Below are 20,709 nucleotides of genomic sequence, written 5' to 3' on the forward strand. Positions count from 1 at the left end.
CTAGAATTTCTCTTCACCCAGAGTCGGCCGCCGAGCAGTAGCCGGAGGCAGCTTTTCGGCCTTTTCGGTCGGGTATGCGGTGTGGGTCATCATATCGGAGTACGCAGTATCACCCCAATACCCCAGATTGCTGTCGTACGTTCCCCTTCGAAAGCTGGCAGGATGAAGTCTTCCAATGCTGGTCGACGGGAAACGGGGACGCCGCTCTTGCTGAGATTTCATGTGAGGAATCGCGAATATCTAAGTACTGCCGGCGGCACGCCGAGCGTCTGTCACCCACCCTCTGTCTGGACCGCATTGGTTGGAACTGCGACCGTGGTGTCTTCAAGCACTCAGGGTTCCTACGGCTTTGCCAATCAGGACAGCGCAACCGTCCAATCCTCTTTCTCCGGCACTGTCACATCTTCCCTGATTTCATCAGGCGACCTACAATCGTCCTCCGCATCGTCGACGGCGATGCCGGCGGCTGCGGGAGATAGCGGCGCGCAAGACAGTGTCACGAAGACAGCGTCTGCTGCGACGGTGTTCCAGACGCCTTCCTCGACATCGCAACGCACCGTGCTTGCCCCGGATCCCTCCGAGGAGGCGGCCACACTGCCTGCCGCTCCCGCGCTGACGGGTGTTACCAGCGATGCCGACACCGGAAGCGCCAAGACGGCGGCGCCGGTCAGCTCTTCCAGCAGTCTCGGCACGACTTCGTTGCGCCTTCAGGCCTCGATAGCATCTGTCTCTCTGGAGCCGAGCCAGGACGTTTCTGCTGAGACGACCGCGCCACCGACAGCATTGGGGGCACTGGCGGCACCGGTGGCACCGATGGCGGCGGTTTCGGCTGCGGCGACGCCCAACAAAATCGCGCTCGAAAACCTGAAACAGGGCAACCCGATCAGCGAGTGGGGTCTGGAGGGCGATGGCGGTGGCACCATTCAGGGTTTTGCCACCGAAATCAGCACGAATATCGGCCAGACGGTGGATTTCAAGATCGCCACCGATTCCACCCACTACCGCATCGATATTTACCGCATTGGCTATTACGGCGGAGCCGGCGCGCGCAAGGTCGACTCGATAGAGCAATCGCTGACATCGGCGCAGATCCAGCCGCACCCGATCGTCGACATGTCGCTCGGCCTCATCGATTGCGGCAACTGGTCGGTATCGGCGAGCTGGGAGATTCCCGACGACGCCGTTTCGGGCGTCTATTTCGCCAAGCTCGTGCGCGAGGATGGCACCGAGGATGCAAGCATCATCCCCTTCGTCGTGCGCGACGATGCCTCGACCAGCGATATCGTCTTCCAGACATCCGATACCACCTGGCAGGCCTATAATGCCTGGGGCGGCGCCAGCCTCTATTACGGCGAAGTCCCCGTCGATCCGGCCGACATGATCGGCTACCTGCCGCCGAACTGCAGCTGCGGGCTGACCGCGATCGGCCGCGCCTCGGCCGTCAGCTACAACCGCCCAATCATCACCAATACCAGCCCGATCGGCGGCTCGCATGATTTCATCTTCGGCGTCGAGTCTTCGGCTATCCAGTGGCTGGAGCAGAACGGCTACGATGTTTCCTATATCTCCGGCGTCGATGCGACGCGCAGCGGCAGCCTGCTGCTGAACCATGATGCCTATCTCTCAGTCGGACATGACGAATACTGGTCGGCCGAGCAGCGCGCCAATGTCGAGGCGGCCCGCGATGCGGGTGTAAACCTCGCCTTCTGGAGCGGCAACGAGTGCTACTGGAAGGTGCGCTGGGAAAGCAGTATCGACGGCAGCGGTCAGGCCTACCGCACGATGGTCTGCTATAAAGAAACCTGGGGCACGAGCACGGACCCGAGCAGTACCGGCACTGGCACCTGGCGTGATCCGCGCTATGCCGATCCGGGGCAGGAGCCGGAGAATTCGCTGACCGGCACGATGTTCCAAGTGGACAGCTACCGTTCCGATACGATCACCATCCCTTACGACTATTCGAACCTGCGCTTCTGGCGCAACACCGATGTCGCCGAGCTGCAGGAAGGCGAGACCTATAATCTGGTGCAGAACCTGCTCGGTTACGAGTGGGATTCCGACGTCGAGAACGGCTTCCGGCCGGATGGCCTCATCAATCTGTCGCTCTCCTCCATCGCGGTCAGCACCTATCTGCGCGACTACGGCACGACGGTCGGCGATGCGGTGGCGACCCACAGCCTCACCATGTACCGGGCCGAAAGCGGCGCGCTCGTCTTCGGCGCCGGCACCGTCTTCTGGTCCTGGGGCCTGAACGCCAACCACCAGGGAGCGGAGACGCCAACTGATCCCAACGTGCAGCAGGCGATGGTCAACATGTTCGCGGACATGGGCATCCAGCCGACCACGCTCGATGCGAGCCTGATTCTCGCGACTCAATCGACCGACGCGTTGAAGCCGACCTCGTCGATCAGCTCGCCGATCATCGGCGCAAGCTTTGTCGAGGGGCAGCGCGTTACCATCACCGGCACGGCGCAGGATTTCGGCGGCGGCATCATTGCCGGTGTCGAGATCTCCACCGATGGCGGCCAGCACTGGTTCAAGGCCACCGGCCGCGAGAGCTGGAGCTATAACTGGGTCGTCCAGGCGAGCGGCACCTATACGATCTTGTCGCGCGCCGTCGACGACAGCGTCAATCTGGAGGCACCATCGGCCGGCAAGCAGGTTACGGTCACCCTGCCGGGCACACAGGGCCTGTGGACGCTGGCGGAAAAGCCTGCGGTCGAAACGGCAATCGATCGAGATCCGGTCGAGCTCGGCCTGCGCTTCCAGGCAACGACGGCAGGCTCGGTGCAGGGCATCCGCTTCTACAAGGGCTTCTACAATACCGGCGACCACGTCGTCAGCCTCTGGTCCGGCGACGGAACGCTGCTCGCAACAGGCGTGTCCGTGGGTGAATCGCTCTCCGGCTGGCAGACGGTGATGTTCTCCTCGCCGATTCAGATCGCCGCCGGCACGACCTATGTGGCGTCCTATCACAGCAACGGATTCTTCTCCGTCACCGAGAATTATTTCAACGAGCCCTATGCCAGCGGCGCGTTGCAGGCCGTCGATGGCGGCGGCGTCTTTGCCTATAGCGGCACCAGCACGTTCCCCGGTCAGAACCCCGGTGGCTCGAACTATTGGGTGGACGTGGTGTTCGATGCCGGCCCCAACAGCCAGCCGGTCGCCACCGACGACAGCGGGCTGATCATCGGCCATAACGGAACGCTTGTTATCTCGATTGCCGCACTCGTGGCAAATGATGTCGACGCCAATGGCGATGCGCTGACCATCACCGCCGTCGGCAATGCGCTCCACGGCACGGTTGCTCTCAATACGCAGACCGGAGCCATCACCTTCACGCCGGCGAATAATTATTCGGGCCCGGCAAGCTTCACCTATACGCTGTCGGACGGTCGCGGCGGCACGGACCAGGGCAATGTCAGCCTCACCGTTCAGCCAAGTCCGGCCGGCGAGACGCTGTTTACGGGGAGTGAGGGACCGACCGGCGGCAGCTTCAACGACAATACGGCGATGGAACTCGGTATGAAGTTCGTCGCCTCCACAAACGGCACGATCTCGGGCATCCGCTATTACAAGGCCGCCGGCGACACCAGTGTGCACACTGGCTCTATCTGGAGGGCCGACGGCACGCTCGTCGCCACGGTCACCTTCACCAACGACTCGCTTTCCGGCTGGCAGACAGCAACCTTCTCCACGCCGCTGCAGATCACGGCGGGTGCGACCTATGTCGCCTCCTACCACACGACCGGCAGCTATGTGGCAACGGCAGGCTATTTCAACACGGCGCATACCAACGGCTCGCTGACGGCGCTGGCCGGCACGAACGGCGTCTATGCCGTCGGATCGGGCTCGACCTTCCCGACCCAGAGCTACCAGTCGTCGAATTACTGGGTCGATGTCGTCTTCAACCAGTCGACGGGCAACACGGTGCCGGTTGCCGCCAACGACAACGGCTACACGACCTATGCCAACACGGCCCTGTCGATTACCGCGGCCAAGCTGCTTGCCAACGACAGCGACAGCGATGGCGACCCGCTGAACATTACTGGCGCCAATGGCGCGGTCAACGGAACGGTGACCTTCAACAGCCAGACCAACACGGTGATCTTCACGCCGAATTCGGGCTATACGGGCGTCGCAAGCTTCTCCTATTCGATCTCGGACGGCCATGGCGGCACGGCCTCGGCCACCGTCAGCCTCACTGTCAATTCGCAGCCCGGCGGCGGCACGACCTCGAGCTTGTTTACAAGCGCCGACACGTCGGGTGCAGCCGCCGCCAATGACGCCAACTCGGTCGAACTTGGCGTCAAGTTCATCGCTTCCGCCAACGGCCAGATCACGGGGCTCACCTATTACAAGAGCGCTCAGGATACCGGCACGCATGTCGGCTCGCTCTGGACCACGAGCGGCCAGCTCCTTGGCCAGGCAACCTTCATCAACGAGACGGCAAGCGGCTGGCAGACGGTCTCCTTCACGCAGCCGATCAATGTCACGGCCGGCGTCACGTATGTGGCGAGCTACCATTCGAACGGCTTCTATTCGGCAACCGCGAACTACTTCACGACGGACTATACGAGCGGCGCGCTGACGGCGCCGGCAAGTTCGGTCAGCGGCGGCAACGGCGTCTATGCCTATGGCACGGGCAGCCTGTTCCCGACCGCCTCCTACAATGCCAGCAATTACTGGGTGGACGTGCTCTATCAGCAGGGCGCGCAGAATGCAGTTCCGGTCGCAGCCAATGACAGCGGCTACTCGACCAATACGGGCACGCCGATCACCATCCAGGCGTCGGCGCTGCTTTCAAACGACAGCGATGCCGATGGCGATTCGCTCACGATCACTGGTGTCAGCGGCGGCGTCAACGGCTCGGTCGCATACAATGCCCAGGCCCAGACGGTGACCTTCACGCCGACCGCAGCCTATTCGGGACCGGCGAGCTTCAGCTACGCGATATCAGACGGCAAGGGCGGCACGGCCACGGCCCAGGTTGGGCTCATCATCAACAACCCGGCTGCAGGCCCGGAGCAGAACGTCTTTGCCGCCAATGCAACGCCTGCAATCGTCTCCACCAACGACAATCAGCAGGTCAATCTCGGCGTGAAATTCCAGGCCGATACGGCAGGCTGGATCACCGGCATCCGCTTCTACAAGGGTGCCGACAATACGGGCCCGCATAACGGCTATCTCTGGACTGCCTCGGGCACGCTGCTCGGTAGCGTCGCCTTCAGCAACGAAACGGCAAGCGGCTGGCAGACCGCGACACTCACCCAGCAGGTCGAGGTCGCCGCGGATACGACCTATGTCGTTTCCTACAGCACCAACGGCAATTATTCGGCGACCGGCAATTACTTCAGCACCGATGTGACGAACGGCGACTTGAAGGCGCTCAGCGGCAGTAACGGCGTCTATGCCTATGGGTCGAGCGGGTTGTTCCCGAGCGCCAGCTATAACAGCACAAACTACTATGTGGACGTAGCATTCAGACCGCAGCTCGCGGCGTAGAAAAAGCGAGCGGGGAGTACCGATGACGAGTGCAGACAACAGACTTCCGGTCACGGTCCTTGCCGGGTTTCTCGGCGCCGGCAAGACGACGGTGCTCAATCATGTTCTGCACAATCGCGAGGGACGTCGAGTCGCCGTGATCGTCAACGACATGAGCGAGGTCAATATCGATGCCGATCTCGTCCGTGACGGCGGAGCCAACCTGTCGCGGATGGACGAGACGCTGGTGGAGCTCACCAATGGCTGCATCTGCTGCACTTTGCGCGACGATCTTCTGAGCGAGGTCCGCCGGCTCGCTAGCGCCGGCCGCTTCGACTATCTGCTGATCGAGGGCACCGGCATTGCCGAGCCGCTGCCGGTCGCAGCCACCTTCTCCTTCCGCGACGAGAGCGGGGCAGCCCTCTGCGACGTCGCGCGGCTCGACACGATGGTTTCCGTCGTCGATGCGATCAATCTTCTGGCCGATTATGCGAGCGCGGAGTTCCTAAGGGATCGCGGCGAGAGCCGGGACGGAGACGACGAGCGCAAGCTGGTGGAACTGCTCGTCGAGCAGATCGAATTTGCCGATGTCGTGATCATCAACAAGGCGCAGGATGTGCCGCCTGCAGCGCTTGCCGAGGTTCACCGCATCGTTGCCGCACTCAACCCCGATGCCCGCGTCATCGAGACTGGCTTCGGCCGGCTGAAGCTCGACGCCATCCTGAATACCGGCCTCTTCAGCGAAGCGAGAGCCGCCCGCCATCCCCTCTGGCACAAGGAGCTCTTCGGTTGGGGCGAGCATGTGCCTGAGACCGAGGAATACGGCATCTCGAGCTTCGTCTATCGCAGCCGCCGGCCATTCGATCCCTCGAGGCTGAGCGATTTCCTCGACAGGAAATGGCCGGGCCTCATCCGGGCGAAGGGGCATTTCTGGCTGGCGACAAGGCCCGACGAGATCGGCCTGCTGTCGATTGCCGGTACGCAATGCCGCATCGACACCAAGGGTTTCTGGTGGGCGTCCGTGCCGAAGGCGCAATGGCCGCGTTATCCGCAGTTCCACCAACTCATCGACCGGCATTGGAACGAGGTCTGGGGCGACCGCCGCCAGGAACTCGTTTTCATCGGCGCCGGCTTCGACGAAGACGCAATCCGCACCGCGCTCGACGACTGCCTGACCGGTGAGGAGACAGGCTTCGATCCGCAGACCGCCGCCGGGCTTCGGGACCCGTTTCCGGCGTGGCAGCACGCACATTCAAATAGTTAGAGCGTCCTAATGGACGTAAGGCGCCCTAAGGTGAAGACGTTTTGATTATCAACTAGAGGAGAGAACAATGAGCAACGAACTTTATGCAGATGGCATCGGCGAAATCACCATCACCGGAACGATCGTGCGCATCGACCTGATGTCGCTCTCGGCCACCGATCGTGACGCCAACAACAATCCGAAGCCGGTCTTCCGCCAGCGAATCATCATGCCGGTCGATGCCTTCGCCAATGCCGTCGATCTCATGCAGAAGGCGCTTGGCGGGTTGGTCGAGTCGGGTGCGGTCCGTCGCATCGGCGATATGCCAGCTGCGGCGGCTGCCGATATTCAGACGGTGCAGGCTGGCGCTTCGAACGCTTCGCCGAACTTCAACTGATAAAACAGGTCTAGAGCGCCGTGCGTCCATTCGGACGCACAAAGACGCTCTAACTTTTCAAATCGAAGCCTCGGTCTCGTATTGTTTCGGGTGGGCCATGAGTAGTTTTCTGCATACCAACCTGCACTGTCTTGCGCTCGTAGCGCGTCATCACGGCGTCGATCTTGCTCCTGAACGACTGCAGCACGATTATGCCGTCGGCAACGATCCCGTTGCCATGCGGCAGTTGCTGCGAATGGCCAAGGATGCCGGCCTCAGAGCAAGGCATCTGACGCTCGACTGGCGATCCCTGTTCCAACTCGGCGAGGCCTTCCCGGTGCTCGCTGAGCTGACGAACGGCAATTGGGTGGTCATCGCCGGCGCTGTCGGGAGCGGGGAGGATGAGAGAATCCGCGTTCTCGACCCGCTGGCATCACGCGCCGAGGTGATGATGCTCAGCGAAGAGCAGTTTGCCAAGGCCTGGCTCGGATCGGTGATCCTGCTGAAGCGCAACTATCGCATGTCCGATGAGGATCGGCCTTTCGGCTTCCGCTGGTTCGTCCCCGAGATCATCAAGCAGCGCAGCTTCTTCCGCGACGTCGCGCTCGCCGCCTTCGTGCTTTACGGGCTGGGGCTGACGACGCCGATCTTCTTTCAGCTCGTCATCGACAAGGTGCTGGTGCATCAGAGCTATGCGACGCTTACGGTTCTGACGGTAGGCATCGCGATCGCGCTCGTCTTCGACGCGACCTTCACCTTCCTGCGCCGTTATCTGCTGCTTTATGCGACGAACAGGATCGACATCCGCGTCGCGACCCGCACCTTCGGCCATCTGCTCAATCTGCCGATCGCGCTATTCGAGCATGCCTCGGCCGGCGTTCTCGTCAAGCATATGCAGCAGACCGGGCGCATCCGCGAATTCCTGACCGGCCGGCTGTTTCTTACGCTCCTGGACGGCGTTTCGCTGCTGGTCTTCGTGCCGATCTTGCTTCTCTACAGCGTCAAGCTGACGCTTGTCGTGCTCGGTTTCGCCGCCCTCGTCGGGCTCGTGGTGATGATACTCGTCGGGCCGTTCCAGCGCCGGTTGCAGGCGCTTTACCAGGCCGAAGGCGACCGGCAGGCATTGCTGGTGGAAACCGTGCACGGCATGCGCACCGTCAAATCGCTGGCGCTGGAGCCGCGCCAGCGCAAGGTGTGGGACGATTATTCGGCCCAGTCGATCTCCGTGCGTTTCCGGGTCGACAAGATCTCGACCATCGCCCAGGCGATGACCGGGCTGTTGGAGAAGCTGATGAGCGTCGCAATCATCGGCCTCGGCGCGCTCGATGTCTTCAGCGGCGCGATGACGATCGGCGCGCTGGTCGCCTTCAACATGCTCGCCGGCCGGGTCTCGGGACCACTGGTGCAGATCGTCACAATGGTGCACGAATATCAGGAAGTCGCGCTCTCCGTGCGCATGCTCGGCGAGATCATGAACCAGCGGCCGGAGCAGGCGGGCCGTGGGCGAGGTGTTCGGCCGCATCTGCAGGGCCGCATCGAATTCGACAGGGTCAGCTTCCGTTACGGCCCGGATAGCGCGCCGGCGCTGGACAATGTCTCTTTCGCCATTCCCGCGGGCTGCCTCTTCGGCGTGGTCGGCAAGAGCGGCTCGGGCAAGACGACGATCACAAGGCTCATCCAGGGGCTCTATCAGAGCCAGGAAGGGCTCGTGCGCATGGATGGCTATGACAGCCGCGAGATCGATCTCGTGCATCTGAGAACGAGCATCGGCGTCGTGTTGCAGGATAGTTTCCTGTTTCGCGGCTCGGTGCGCGAGAATATTGCCGCCGCCAAGCCCGATGCCAGCATCGAAGAGATCATGGAAGTCGCCCGCATCGCCGGCGCCGAGGAGTTCATCGAGCGCCTGCCGCGCGGCTTTGACACGATGCTGGAGGAAAACGCCTCCAACCTGTCAGGCGGCCAGAAGCAGCGGCTTGCCATTGCCCGCGCGCTTATCACCGATCCGAAGCTGTTGATCTTCGACGAGGCGACGAGCGCTCTCGACCCCGACAGTGAGGCGATCATCCGCGATAATCTGAGCCGCATCGCCGCCGGCCGCACCGTCATCATCGTCTCGCACCGGCTTTCGACGCTCGTCGATGCCGATGCCATTCTCGTCATCGAGCGTGGCAAGGTCGCCGATATCGGCCGGCATGATCAGCTCGTATCGCGCTGCATGACCTATCGTCACCTGTGGTCCCAGCAGATGAGGCAGGTCGCATGAACGCCCACATTAGAAAACCCAGCGAAAACCTGCCGGTCCCTTCAGGCAAAGGCCCTTCAGACAAGGGCCCTTCGGGGAAGGGCAGGGAGCTCACCGCCCGCCTGCCGTTGCCTCCGGCAATTGCAGAATTCCAGTCCGACGCCGTCGAGCTGGAGGAACGCGCCCCGCCGCGCATTGCAAGGATGACGCTGTACTGCGTGACGGCGCTGATTGTTTCGGCGATCATCTGGGCCTCGGTCTCGTCGATCGATGAGGTGGTGATTGCGCCCGGCAAGCTCGTCACCACCCAGCCAACGATCGTCGTCCAGCCGCTCGAAACCTCGATCATCCGCACGATCGAGGTGAAGGTCGGCGAAGTGGTGCATGCCGGGCAGACGCTCGCGACCCTCGACGCCACTTTCAGCCAGGCCGATGTCGACCAGCAGCAGGCGAAGTTCTCCGCGCTCGACGCGCAGGTGAGGCGCATCGAGGCCGAGCTTGCCGGCGACGACTACACGAAGATGGCGGGAGATACGCCCGACCAGGTGCTGCAGGCGCAGCTCTTCGGCCAGCGACAGGCCTTCTACATGGCGCAGCTGCAGAATTTCGAGCAGCAAATCGCCGGCCAGTCGGCCGCTCTTGCGGCGAGCAGGAACCAGGAGGCCGTGCTCAACGACAGGCGCGATGGGCTCTCTCAGATCGAGGCAGCCCGGGAGCGGCTCTATAACAAGCAGAGCGGCTCGCTGATCACGCTGCTCGGCTCGCGTGACGCCCGCCTTGACGTCGAGTCCGACCTGACCGCCGTCCGCGGCCGGGCAGACGAGGCCGCCCACGCCTATGCCAAGCTCCGAGCCGACCGCCAGGCCTTCATCGAGGATTTCCGCCGCGCCGCAATGGAGCAACTGGTGGAACTGCGCGGCCAGCGTGACATGGCTGACGAGGAACTGAAAAAGATGGAACTGCGCCGCAACATGGTGGCGCTGACCGCACCCGCCGATGCCGTCGTGCTCGATCTCGCCCACCGCTCGGTCGGTTCAGTGGTGCGCGAAGCGGAACCGGTCGTGACGCTGGTGCCGATCAACGTGCCGCTCGAAGCCGAAGTCTCGATCAACACGCGCGACATCGGCCGCGTAGCCGTCGGCAAGGAAGCCCGCATCAAGCTCGACGCCTATCCCTTCCAGAAATATGGCACCGCCACGGGCGAGGTGAGAACCATCAGCCAGGACACCTTCCTCACCGGCCAACAGGAGCAGACAGAGACCCCGAGCCAGCCGGCCGCCCCCTTCTTCAAGGCGCGGATCCTGCTTGCCGATACCCGGCTGAATGCCGCAGGCATGCCGGTGCGGCTGCTTCCCGGCATGACCGTGTCCACGGAAATCAAGGTCGGCAACCGTACGGTGATCTCCTATTTCCTGTATCCGCTGCTGCGTGGCCTCGATAACGCAATACGCGAACCGTAGGATGTGACGGATCAGTTCGCCCCGGCGAGATCCCGAGTCAGCACATGCACTGCCGCTACCATCGTCATGTGTCCGTCGACCACCTTCGACAAAACCTCGATCCGCTGCAGATCACGCTTGCTCATCGCAATCAGTCCCATCCGCAATCTCCCAGGTCATCAAACAAGGGGAGAGTGACATTCCAACTTTGCAGAAACAGGACACTTTAGCTTTGCGGCTACACAAATTGTGGCGGGGAAGTTGGAATGTCCGTTTGTGTGCAAAGTAGAAGTGTCACTTTGGGCGCGTCTTCAGCTATTTAGAAATGCGACACTCGGCATGTCCACTTGCGCTTAGGCAAGCCCCCGAGCGGACCGGCTGGACCGGGTTGCAAGGGAAGGGAGGGGGCGGGTGAGATGCTCCCCTTCGGCTTTAGCTTTGACAGTTGGAGCAGCCAGTCATTCCGCCGCATCGAGGTCAGAGAGCGCTTGTCGCCGTCGGGCAATGACGGCGGGATCGTTCATGAAATCCGTCTTCCGACCCGGCTTGCGGCCCCGCGGCGTGTAGCCATTCTTCTCGCTGTTGGTCCTGACCTTGGGCGCCGGCAGTTGCTCCTGACGCTCCTTGATATAGGCCAGGACATCGCCGAGCCGCTTGTTCTCGGTGATCGCCGCATGCGTCACCCGCTGGTCCTTGTCGAACGTCTTGTAGGGCAGGGAATGACCTTTCCAGCGCACGTCCAGCCGGCCATCGGCATAGGCATAGGTCTCGACATAGCGGCCAACCAGGCCACGCGTCACCTCGGTCTCTTCCAGCATGATCCGCTGGCGCTCAAACGAAAACGTCAACTGCGATCCGACATAGCGCTGCTCACGCTTGCACAGGATCTCCTTCAGCCGGTCCGACGCAAGATTCATCGGCCGATGCAGATTATCGGACCGGGTAGGGACAATCGCAAATCGCCCATTGTAGCGCTCAATGAAACCGGACAGGAAAGCGTTGCCGTCGTCCATGCCGGAAATCCCCGCCAGCCGCAGTTCCTTGACCAGTCGATCCTGCAACGTCCGGTTCATCCGCTCGACACGACCCTTCGCCTGGCTCGAATTTGCGCAAAGAATCTCGATGTTTAGCTCACAAAGCGCCCGCCCGAACTGGGTCATGCCCTGGCCACCCTTGGCCTCCTTCTTCGCCACCCGGAACACCGAATGCTTGTCGGAGTAGAAAGCCACAGGCGCGCCGTGATCGCGCAGGTAAAGCGCCAGCGCCTCGAAATAGCTGAAGGCGCTTTCCGAGCGCACGAACCGCAACTGCATCAGCTTGCCCGTCGCATCGTCGACGAACACCAGCAGCGAGCATGGATCACCGCGGTCCTCGAACCAGCGATGCTCGGACCCGTCAATCTGCACCAACTCGCCATAGGCTTCACGCCGCAAGCGCGGCTGATGAAACGTCCGCCGCTGCTTGCGCGAGAGCCACAGGCCCGCATCCACCATCCATCTGCGCAACGTCTCGCGCGACACCCGCAACCCATCGCGCTCGGCAAGCTTCTCGGCCGCCAAGGTTGGTCCGAAGTCTGCATAGCGTTCGCGAACCAACGTCACGGCGTAATCCCGAACACCGTCGCTGATCCGGTTGTTCGACGGTCGGCCGATCGCCTTGTGCCGGATCGACGCCGCACCACCCGTGTTGATCCGCTCCAGCAGACGACGCACCTGGCGCGTACTCAGATCAAGCACATGTGCCGCCGACACCATCGTCATCCGGCCGGCGATCACTTTCGATAGAATCTCGATCCGCTGCAGATCACGCTCGCTCATCGCAATCAGTCCCATCCGCAATCTCCCAGGTCATCAAACAAGGGGAGAGTGACATTCCAACTTTGCAGAAACAGGACACTTTAGCTTTGCGGCTACACAAATTTGCGGCGTAATAGTTATTATGGAACATAAGATTGCTCCTGTCTCGAAGCGAGACTTCGTTGATTGAACCAGCTGACGACGCTGGTCGAACGGCGTAGCAAGCCTGAAATGAGGGATTGGCCTTGCGTGGGTGAATTCGCAGTCTACATCTCCACACAGCCAACGTTGTCACATTTTGTTGCATGGCAAGATGCCCTCGGCAGGACTAACTAAATGCTTCAATGGTTGCGACGAATGCGCAGCTTTTGACTAGCAAGCCTCTGAAATAACTTAGAATACGATTACTGAAGAAGCTTTTCTGCATTACTAAAACTTAATCTGCCCTGTGCAGCTCGATGGCCTTCCCTGTGCTATTTGTTAGCAGCTGCAGCATTTAAGGAAAAGCGTCCCGTGAGTAGTATTCCGACAGAGAAAACCGTGCTGGTGTTTCAGGGCGGTGGTGCTTTGGGTGCCTACCAGGCCGGCGCTTACGAAGCTTTGCATGAGGCTGGCATCCGCCCCGACTGGCTGGCCGGGATATCCATCGGCTCGATCAACTCAGCCATCATTGCCGGAAGCCCCGTCGATCAGCGTGTCGATAACCTCAGGACCTTCTGGCATCGGGTATCGTCCGGCCTGCCCGGCCATTTTCTCGGCAATGGCAATGCGATGCGCAAATGGTTCAACGAATCCTCCGCTTTTCTGGGGTCTTTGACCGGCGTTCCCGGCTTTTTCACGCCGCGCGTCTTTGCGCCATGGAACATCCCGGGCGACCCGATGGCCGCGATCAGCCTTTACGACACCGCGCCGTTGCAGGAGACCCTCGCCGGTCTGGTCGATTTCGACCTGATCAATTCAGGTGCCATCCGTCTCAGCCTCGGCGCAGTCGACGTTGTTAGCGGCAACTTCAATTATTTCGACAACCGCGATTGCGCGTTTTCGCCCAAACACGTGGCCGCCTCCGGGGCGTTGCCGCCGGGTTTTGCGCCCGTCGAGATCGACGGCCGCTATTATTGGGATGGAGGTATCGTTTCCAATACGCCGCTGCAGCGCATTCTCGGTGGTAGCGAGTTGGAGACAGATCTCTGCATCTTCCAGGTCGATTTGTTCAGCGCCAAGGGCGTGCTGCCCAAGGATGTCTTTGACGTCGATGCCCGCGAGAAGGAAATCCGTTTTTCCAGCCGCACCCGGCTCAACACCGACCAGTTCCGCAAGCTTCAGTCGGTGCGCATGGCGGCCAAGCGGCTGATGGAAAAGCTGCCGCCTGAGCTGAAGGACGATCCTGATGCGAAGCTTCTTGAAAGGATCGGCAATGATTGCGCCGTCACCATGGTGCACCTGATCTATAGGCGTGCCGCCTACGAAACCGGATCCAAGGACTATGAGTTTTCGCGGCTCTCCGTGGAGGAACACTGGAAGGCCGGCCATGACGATGTGGTCGAGACGCTAAACCATCCAGAGTGGCTCAACCGGACGCGTCCGACCAATGGGATACGGATTTTCGACCTTGCCGAGCAACGCCTGCGTGGGAAAAACCATGAAAATTGAAGATGTCGTTCGTAATGCCTTTGCCATGCCGCTGACGAGTCCATCCTACCCGCCAGGGCCGTACCGGTTCGTCAATCGCGAATACATGATCATCACCTATCGCACCGATCCGGAGGCCCTGCGCCGGGTCGTGCCGGAGCCGCTGCAGTTCGATGAGCCGCTGGTGAAGTACGAATTCATCCGCATGCCGGACTCGACCGGCTTTGGCGACTATACCGAATCCGGCCAGGTCATCCCGGTGACCTATGAAGGCGTACACGGCGGTTACGTGCATTCTATGTACCTCAACGACGACGCGCCGATCGCCGGTGGCCGCGAGATTTGGGGCTTTCCGAAGAAACTGGCCGAGCCGTCGCTGACATCCGTCAAGGATGCGCTGGTCGGCACGCTCGACTATGGCGGTCAGCGCGTCGCCACCGCAACGATGGGCTTCAAGCATCGAACACTTGACAAGGCGAAAATCCTCGAAAGCCTGAAGCAGCCGAATTTCATGCTGAAGATCATTCCACATGTCGATTGCACACCGCGCATCTGCGAACTGGTGCGCTACTATCTGGAGGATCTGACGGTGAAAGGCGCGTGGGAAGGTCCGGGCGCCCTGGCGCTGTTTCCGCATGCGCTGGCGCCGGTCGCCGACCTGCCGGTGCTTGAGGTCAAATCCGCCATCCATATTCTCTCGGACCTGACGCTGGGCCTCGGCGAAGTGGTCCATGATTATCTTGCAAAATAGGGAGTCCAAACCATGAAGCTCAGGGACAAGGTCTGCATCGTCACGGGCTCGGCCAGCGGTATCGGGCTGGCGATCGCAAGGAAATACGTTTCAGAGGGTGCCAAGGTCGTCATTGCCGACCTGAAGCTCGAGGCGGCGCAAGCGGCGGCCAAGGATCTGACGGCTGCCGGCCCGGGCGAGGCGATCGGTCTTGCGATGGACGTGACCAGCGAGGAAGCCGTGAACGCCGGCGTCGCCGCCGTCGTAGCCAAGTGGGGCCGGGTGGACGTGCTCGTCTCCAATGCCGGCATCCAGATCGTCAACAAGATCGAGGACTACGCCTTTTCCGACTGGAAGAAGATGCTTGCCATCCATCTCGATGGCGCGTTCCTCACCACCAAGGCTTGCGTTCCCCACATGAAAGCGCAGAAGGGCGGCGCGATCATCTATATGGGCTCGGTGCATTCGCATGAGGCTTCGCCGCTGAAATCGGCCTACGTCACCGCCAAGCACGGCTTGCTCGGCCTTGCTCGTGTGGTCGCCAAGGAAGGCGGACCGGATGGCGTGCGTGCCAACGTCATCTGCCCCGGCTTCGTCCGGACGCCGCTGGTCGACAAGCAAATTCCGGAACAGGCAAAGGAACTCGGAATTTCCGAAGACGAGGTCATCAAGAAGGTAATGCTCGGCGGCACGGTGGATGCACAGTTTACGACGGTCGACGATGTCGCAGAAGTGGCGCTGCTCTTTGCCGGTTTCGAAACCAATGCTCTCACCGGCCAGTCACTCGTCGTCAGCCATGGCTGGTACATGCAGTAACGGTCGCGCTGAGGCATCGCATCTGGGACCGTTAAGGCTCAACCCTGTTGAATGTTGCGGTCGATACCGCGTTGCTCCCGACTTCGTCAGTGCCGGCAATCTCTGATCTACAGCGCTGCGTGTCGGAAAAGACGCGCAAAGGACGCTGTAGTCCTTTGAATTGCTGCATAATTTTAATCCTGAAGTCGATTCCAGTTTAAGCAATTATGCAGTAGTCTCGAATTCTCTCCGCCGGGCAATTCAGCCGCAGGCTCATGACATTCGAACGAGCGAGAGCTGTATTTCATGACCACTCACCGCTTCATTCCGACGAGATTTCACAATGTCATCGGCTCTCTTCCGCCGGCCCTGCACATCGCCGACGGCGATACCGTGGTCACCGAGACGCTCGACGCCGCCGGGCATGACAAGGACGGCACCAAGCAGGCATCCGGGCCCAATCCGGTGAACGGCCCGATCTTCGTGGAAGGTGCTGAGCCCGGGGATGCGCTGAAGGTCGAGATCATCAGCATGATCCCGACCAGGGACACGGGGTTTACCCGCAGCGTCGTCGCCGCCAATGTCGTCGATCCCGAGGCGGTTCGCGACCTGCCGCCGCGCGACATCGCCATCTGGGCGATCGACCGTGAGGCATTGACCGCCCGGCTTTCCGAGCCGGTCGGCGGCCTCGAAAATTTCGTTCTGCCTCTCGCCCCGATGATCGGCTGTTTCGGCGTGGCGCCCAGCCTCGGCCAGGCGATATCGACCGCGACCAGCGGCGAATATGGCGGCAACATGGACTATCGGCTGTTCGGTCCCGGCACCACCGTCCGCTTGCCAGTAGCGGCCCCCGGCGCCCTTTTCTTTCTGGGCGACTGCCATGCCGTGCAAGGGGATGGCGAGATCGTCGGAACCGGTGTCGAGACGACGTTCCAAGTCATGGTGCGGCTGACGGTGGAAAAGAAGGCCGGACTGGTCTGGCCGCGCGGGGAAACCGCCGAAGACATCTTCACCATCGGCAACGCCCGGCCCCTCGATCAGGCGCTCCAGCACGCGACCAGCGAAATGTTGAACTGGCTGGCATCGGATTATGGTCTGGACAGAACGGCGGCCAGCCATCTGCTCGGCCAGGTGGTGCGTTACGATGTCGGCAACGTCTTCGACCCGGCCTACACGATGGCTTGCCGTGTCGCCAAGAAATGGCTGGTTCGCCCATAGAGGGTCCCGGCAGGACGCCTCCCCATGCGTGATTGAGGCTATCGCGACACGGCCTGCCGAACGTCAGGACGAAATGGTGCAAGTGCAGCGGAAAGCCCCGTATGGCCACGGCGGATTTCACCGACGCCGGCTTCCGCGCCGATCAGACCTTTGTTGTGCGCATCGCTGAGCCCGACGATCAGATCGGCGTAACTTTCCGAAAGTCCTGCGCGGATCAACGTTGCCGGCCACTCGGCACGCGGCAGTTCGTGTGCGACAACGCGCCGGGTCAACAATCGCCCCAAGGCCGCAGCGATCTCAAGCGCCGTGTATTCGCGCGGCCCCTCGCCATGGACGATCCGCGGCGAAGGGCCATGATCCTCGTCAGCCAGCAGAAGGTCGGCGGCCATATCGCCGATATCGGCGGCGGAGACGGTCGGAAAGGGTCGTGCCAGCGGCTGGTGCATGCTCGGCATCACGCCGGTCTCATTGGCGATCTTCAGGTAGCGTGCCCAGTTTTCCATATGTTCGGCCGAACGCAGAAAGACCATCCTGGCGCTGCACTGCCGGAACCGCTCCTCCATCAAACGGAACAGCCTGGTAATGCCGGTATCGATCGTCAGATGCGCACCGTAATCCGAGATCGCCAGGACGCGCGGCGGCCGGGCGGCATCGACCGCCTCCGCCATCCGCTCGATAGACTGCAGCATCTGGCGGCTGGCATCGGCGGCGCGAGGGTCGATCGGGCAGATGAGCTGTACAGCCGTCGCATCTCTCATCGCGAGCGCCATGGCATCGGCATCGCCGACCTCGGCCATGGCAATCTCGCATCCGAGCGCCGCAAGGGGTGCGGCCTTGGCGGGATTACGGAGCACCGCCCTGACGGGAGAGCCCTCGGCCCGAAGGCTTGTTATCGTTGCCTTGCCGATTTTGCCGGTGGCGCCGAAGATGACAAACATGATCATTCCTTCCTCTGCTCGCAGTCGAAGGAAGATGCACTGCCGCTAAGGGGCATTGCCTGCGCATTCGGCCGATCCGTTGCAGGATCGGCCAATTTTTTTAATTGCGCGCGCGGGTGATGGTGCCGGGGCTGATGCCAAGCAGCCGCTTCATGCTGTTTGCCATATGGCTTTGATGCGCAAAGCCTGCTTCCAGGGCGATCTGGCTCAAGGGCAGGCCGGAGCTTCGGATCAGCACCTCGACGCGAGCCACCCGGCGGTGCAGCACATATTGATGCGGCGGCATACCGAAACTATTTCGAAACTGCGTCTTCAGATGCGAGAGGCTCAGGCCGGCAAGAGCTGCCAGTTCCGCAAGCGAAAGCGAGGTGTCGAGATTATCCTCGATGTAGTCGGCAAGCATCCGCTTCTGACGGGGCGAGAGCGCTCTGCCGCTATCCACTGGGCGAGAGCTGCCGCTGCCCGCCTCGACCAGACGGAGCGCCAAAGCTGTCGCCAGCGTATCGGCATAGAGGTTGTCGGACGGCACATCCGCTTCGAGTTCCGCTTTCAAGGCCCAGACGATGGCCTCGAGCCGCGGATCGCGGAGTTGAAATTGCGGCACGATTGCCGTCGCGGGGTCGCGGCCGAGGTCGATGGCAGCCCGATGGAAAAGATCCTTGCTGATCTTCAGTCGCAGGATCATGCATTCGCGGTCGTCCTCCCAGACGCCATCAAGGCCGGCTGGCACCACGTCGATATCGCCATGCTTCTGCAGTCGGCGATGCTCCCGCCCGTCACAGCGGCATTGCGCCCGCACCGGCCGGCCGACATGGACCCCGAGACGATGGTAGGGCGTGCCTGAAATATGCGTGCTGCCGGGCGGAATGCGTAGCAGCTCAGCCTCCAGACCGTGCCAGCCGCGCCCCCTGCTCGTTGCGAGGATTGTCGCGCTTCCTGTCGGCGAATGATCGTTCATCGGTCCGTTCCGTTCGCTCGAATGGGACCAAGACTATCTCAAGCGTCACCTCCGCGGCAAGAAATGGTGCTGTCGGCGGGAACGATTTTTCTCAGTCGTGCCGGGACAGGAAACCGGAAACGGTCGCCAGGCAAAGCTGCTTTTCCTCGACATGCGGCATATGGCTGGAATTTTCGAAGAGCACCCATTCGCAGCCCGGAACGCGTTCGAGATAGGGCCTTACCACCAGGGGCGTCGCCTCGTCGTATTTTCCCGAGATCAGCAGCGTCGGGGCTTCGATGCGGTCCAGCCTGTTCTCGATCGTCCAGTCTTTCATCGTACCGATGACGTGAAATTCGGTCGGGCCGTTCATGTTGCGGTAGACGGTGTTGTCCTCGTCCATGATTGCAAAGGTCCGCGCCACTTCAGGCGGCCACGGCACCACGCGGCAGACATGGCGGTCATAGAAGACGCGTGAGGCGGCGATATAGTCCGGATCGGTGAGGCTTCCCGCCAGCTCATGCTTCAGCAGCGTGTCCTGCACCTCTTTCGGCAGTTCCTGCCTCAGCCGGTTCGCCTCCGAAACCCAGGTGTGCATGTTGGCCGGCGAGTTGGCGATGACAAGCGCCTTCAGACCTTGCGGCTGGCGCACCGCATGTTCGGCGCCGAGCATGCCGCCCCAGGACTGGCCGAGGAAGGCATAACGATCCCGAATGCCGAGAAGGGAAAGTAGCGTGTCCAGCTCCTCGAGGAACAGGCCGACCGTCCAGAAATCCGGGCCTTTTTCCGGAAGTCGGGTGGAATTGCCATTGCCGAGCTGGTCGTAATGGATGACCGGACGGCCGTCGAGGGCGGCGATATCCTTGAAGGAATCGACATAATCATGGGTGCAGCCAGGCCCGCCATGGGCGACGACGAGGGGCAGCTTGCCGCTCTCCAGCGAACCGGTGACGCGATACCAGGTGCGATAGTCGCGAAAGGGCAGGTAAGCTTCTTTGGTCGTGACTTCGCCCACCGGTGTCTCCATCTCTTGGCGTCATGAAAAAAAGCATAACGCGGCGGCAACGGTGAAGGCAGCTATCACAAGTTATAGGGTGGCCAATTATGGGTAGGCCGGTCTTCGAGCAGGCGGTAATGGGTGGCGCGCACCACGGCCTGGGTTCGGTTGCGGGCGCCGAGTTTCTTTGTCGCGGCGTTCAGATGCATCACGACGGTCGGTACCGAACGGTCGATGATGCGGGAAATTTCCTTGGCGGAGTAACCTTCCGCCGAATGGCGCAGGCATTCACGTTCCCGCTCGGTCAGGCGGATCGTGCCGACGCTCTTCGCCCGCGTGTCGAAAAGCGAATAGGCGGTCTCATGGAAAACATGGGCAAGCAGGTTGAAGTCGGCGATATAGCGCAGTGCGTGCCGTTCGAAATCTTTGTTCCGGCCGAAGCGGATGCCGGTGACGGTCGCATAGTCGCCGCGTGGCATATGAACCGGAACGGTGACGCCGGTCGACATATCGCGTTCGCTCAAATAGCGCGTCACCGGCGCGGTGTCTTCGGTCATGAAACGGTTGATCAGCGTGTCGGCGTCCGGGTCGTAGTTCCAGAAGAAGGGCGCGGAGGTGCGCAGCGCCACCTGCTGCACCGGATCGATACGGAAATAGCCGCGATTGAACCAGTAATCGTGCATATCGTCGGAGATATTCCGCAGCTTCAGCAGCGATGGTATCATGATCGCGCCGTCGAGATCGTAAGGCACCGGTGTATAGTCGTAGATCAGCGCCTCGAAGCCGATCTGCTTCATCGCCTCGAAGGCCTGGTCGATGCGTCCATCAAGCGTTTCGTGCGCTGTAAACTGCCGTCTGATCGTTCCGATATCGTCAAGAATGGGG

At 61.4% G+C, this 20,709-nt stretch carries 15 protein-coding genes; 9 read left to right on the top strand and 6 right to left on the bottom strand.

Annotation, left to right across the window (positions count from 1 at the left end):
- The first annotated feature begins 162 nt into the window (after positions 1-162).
- The 5 genes from AC25BC_RS33710 to AC25BC_RS33730 all read left to right on the top strand — a co-directional run bounded on the left by AC25BC_RS33710 (position 163) and on the right by AC25BC_RS33730 (position 10,805).
- Complete coding sequence (locus AC25BC_RS33710; RefSeq protein WP_128439896.1) at positions 163-5,505, top strand: DUF4082 domain-containing protein; 5,343 nt, start codon at positions 163-165, stop codon at positions 5,503-5,505.
- Between the two features lie 22 nt (positions 5,506-5,527).
- Positions 5,528-6,748, top strand: a complete 1,221-nt coding sequence (locus AC25BC_RS33715) for a GTP-binding protein (RefSeq protein WP_017997149.1) — start codon at positions 5,528-5,530, stop codon at positions 6,746-6,748.
- A 67-nt stretch (positions 6,749-6,815) separates the two neighbouring features.
- Entirely contained in the window at positions 6,816-7,124 is a 309-nt protein-coding gene (locus AC25BC_RS33720) for a hypothetical protein (RefSeq protein ID WP_012760108.1), read from the top strand.
- Positions 7,125-7,221: 97 nt separating this feature from the next.
- Entirely contained in the window at positions 7,222-9,366 is a 2,145-nt protein-coding gene (locus AC25BC_RS33725) for a peptidase domain-containing ABC transporter (protein ID WP_128439895.1), read from the top strand.
- On the top strand, positions 9,363-10,805 hold the full coding sequence (locus tag AC25BC_RS33730; RefSeq protein WP_128439894.1) for an HlyD family type I secretion periplasmic adaptor subunit: 1,443 nt from the start codon (positions 9,363-9,365) through the stop codon (positions 10,803-10,805). The genes AC25BC_RS33725 and AC25BC_RS33730 overlap by 4 nt, the downstream gene beginning before the upstream one ends.
- Positions 10,806-10,816: 11 nt before the next feature.
- On the opposite strand, the gene AC25BC_RS33735 is transcribed toward AC25BC_RS33730, so the two are convergent.
- Together AC25BC_RS33735 and AC25BC_RS33740 are read right to left on the bottom strand one after the other, a co-directional pair.
- A complete protein-coding gene (locus AC25BC_RS33735; RefSeq protein WP_281024025.1) occupies positions 10,817-10,945 on the bottom strand; it encodes a hypothetical protein in 129 nt (42 codons plus the stop codon).
- Between the two features lie 297 nt (positions 10,946-11,242).
- Positions 11,243-12,616 (bottom strand): ISNCY family transposase, encoded by a 1,374-nt coding sequence (locus tag AC25BC_RS33740; RefSeq protein ID WP_487778592.1) that lies wholly within the window; start codon positions 12,614-12,616, stop codon positions 11,243-11,245.
- Between the two features lie 477 nt (positions 12,617-13,093).
- Between AC25BC_RS33740 and AC25BC_RS33745 the strand changes: the two genes are divergently transcribed.
- The 4 genes from AC25BC_RS33745 to AC25BC_RS33760 all read left to right on the top strand — a co-directional run bounded on the left by AC25BC_RS33745 (position 13,094) and on the right by AC25BC_RS33760 (position 16,952).
- The gene (locus AC25BC_RS33745; RefSeq protein WP_017997152.1) at positions 13,094-14,230 is read left to right on the top strand and encodes a DUF3734 domain-containing protein; all 1,137 of its coding nucleotides are present in this window, start codon (positions 13,094-13,096) and stop codon (positions 14,228-14,230) included.
- Positions 14,220-14,960 carry an acetoacetate decarboxylase gene (locus tag AC25BC_RS33750; protein ID WP_012760102.1) on the top strand — a complete coding sequence of 247 codons (741 nt, stop codon included), beginning with the start codon at positions 14,220-14,222 and terminating at the stop codon, positions 14,958-14,960. Before AC25BC_RS33745 ends, AC25BC_RS33750 begins: the two co-directional genes overlap by 11 nt.
- A 12-nt stretch (positions 14,961-14,972) precedes the next feature.
- Positions 14,973-15,755 (top strand): 3-hydroxybutyrate dehydrogenase, encoded by a 783-nt coding sequence (locus tag AC25BC_RS33755; RefSeq protein ID WP_012760101.1) that lies wholly within the window; start codon positions 14,973-14,975, stop codon positions 15,753-15,755.
- A gap of 285 nt (positions 15,756-16,040) precedes the next feature.
- The gene (locus AC25BC_RS33760; RefSeq protein WP_128440120.1) at positions 16,041-16,952 is read left to right on the top strand and encodes an acetamidase/formamidase family protein; all 912 of its coding nucleotides are present in this window, start codon (positions 16,041-16,043) and stop codon (positions 16,950-16,952) included.
- 38 nt (positions 16,953-16,990) lie between these two features.
- Here the strand turns inward: AC25BC_RS33760 and AC25BC_RS33765 are convergent, their stop codons facing one another.
- From AC25BC_RS33765 to AC25BC_RS33780, 4 genes are all read right to left on the bottom strand, one after another.
- Positions 16,991-17,896, bottom strand: a complete 906-nt coding sequence (locus AC25BC_RS33765) for an NAD(P)H-binding protein (RefSeq protein WP_128440121.1) — start codon at positions 17,894-17,896, stop codon at positions 16,991-16,993.
- A 94-nt stretch (positions 17,897-17,990) separates the two neighbouring features.
- Positions 17,991-18,848 carry a helix-turn-helix transcriptional regulator gene (locus tag AC25BC_RS33770; RefSeq protein WP_017997157.1) on the bottom strand — a complete coding sequence of 286 codons (858 nt, stop codon included), beginning with the start codon at positions 18,846-18,848 and terminating at the stop codon, positions 17,991-17,993.
- A 91-nt stretch (positions 18,849-18,939) separates the two neighbouring features.
- On the bottom strand, positions 18,940-19,842 hold the full coding sequence (locus AC25BC_RS33775; RefSeq protein ID WP_128440122.1) for a proline iminopeptidase-family hydrolase: 903 nt from the start codon (positions 19,840-19,842) through the stop codon (positions 18,940-18,942).
- A gap of 65 nt (positions 19,843-19,907) precedes the next feature.
- Positions 19,908-20,705, bottom strand: a complete 798-nt coding sequence (locus AC25BC_RS33780; RefSeq protein ID WP_028743398.1) for a helix-turn-helix transcriptional regulator — start codon at positions 20,703-20,705, stop codon at positions 19,908-19,910.
- Positions 20,706-20,709 lie beyond the last annotated feature (4 nt).

The sequence above is a fragment of the Rhizobium sp. WSM409 genome, from assembly GCF_057653825.1.

Excerpts from the sequence above, each read along its gene's own strand:
- AC25BC_RS33755 (WP_012760101.1), top strand. The coding sequence starts at position 14,973 with ATGAAGCTCAGGGACAAGGTCTGCATCGTCACGGGCTCGGCCAGCGGT.
- AC25BC_RS33725 (WP_128439895.1), top strand. The coding sequence starts at position 7,222 with ATGAGTAGTTTTCTGCATACCAACCTGCACTGTCTTGCGCTCGTAGCG.
- AC25BC_RS33750 (WP_012760102.1), top strand. The coding sequence starts at position 14,220 with ATGAAAATTGAAGATGTCGTTCGTAATGCCTTTGCCATGCCGCTGACG.
- AC25BC_RS33770 (WP_017997157.1), bottom strand. The coding sequence starts at position 18,848 with ATGAACGATCATTCGCCGACAGGAAGCGCGACAATCCTCGCAACGAGC.
- AC25BC_RS33765 (WP_128440121.1), bottom strand. The coding sequence starts at position 17,896 with ATGATCATGTTTGTCATCTTCGGCGCCACCGGCAAAATCGGCAAGGCA.
- AC25BC_RS33720 (WP_012760108.1), top strand. The coding sequence starts at position 6,816 with ATGAGCAACGAACTTTATGCAGATGGCATCGGCGAAATCACCATCACC.
- AC25BC_RS33715 (WP_017997149.1), top strand. The coding sequence starts at position 5,528 with ATGACGAGTGCAGACAACAGACTTCCGGTCACGGTCCTTGCCGGGTTT.
- AC25BC_RS33710 (WP_128439896.1), top strand. The coding sequence starts at position 163 with ATGAAGTCTTCCAATGCTGGTCGACGGGAAACGGGGACGCCGCTCTTG.
- AC25BC_RS33730 (WP_128439894.1), top strand. The coding sequence starts at position 9,363 with ATGAACGCCCACATTAGAAAACCCAGCGAAAACCTGCCGGTCCCTTCA.
- AC25BC_RS33735 (WP_281024025.1), bottom strand. The coding sequence starts at position 10,945 with ATGGGACTGATTGCGATGAGCAAGCGTGATCTGCAGCGGATCGAGGTT.
- AC25BC_RS33760 (WP_128440120.1), top strand. The coding sequence starts at position 16,041 with ATGACCACTCACCGCTTCATTCCGACGAGATTTCACAATGTCATCGGC.
- AC25BC_RS33740 (WP_487778592.1), bottom strand. The coding sequence starts at position 12,616 with ATGGGACTGATTGCGATGAGCGAGCGTGATCTGCAGCGGATCGAGATT.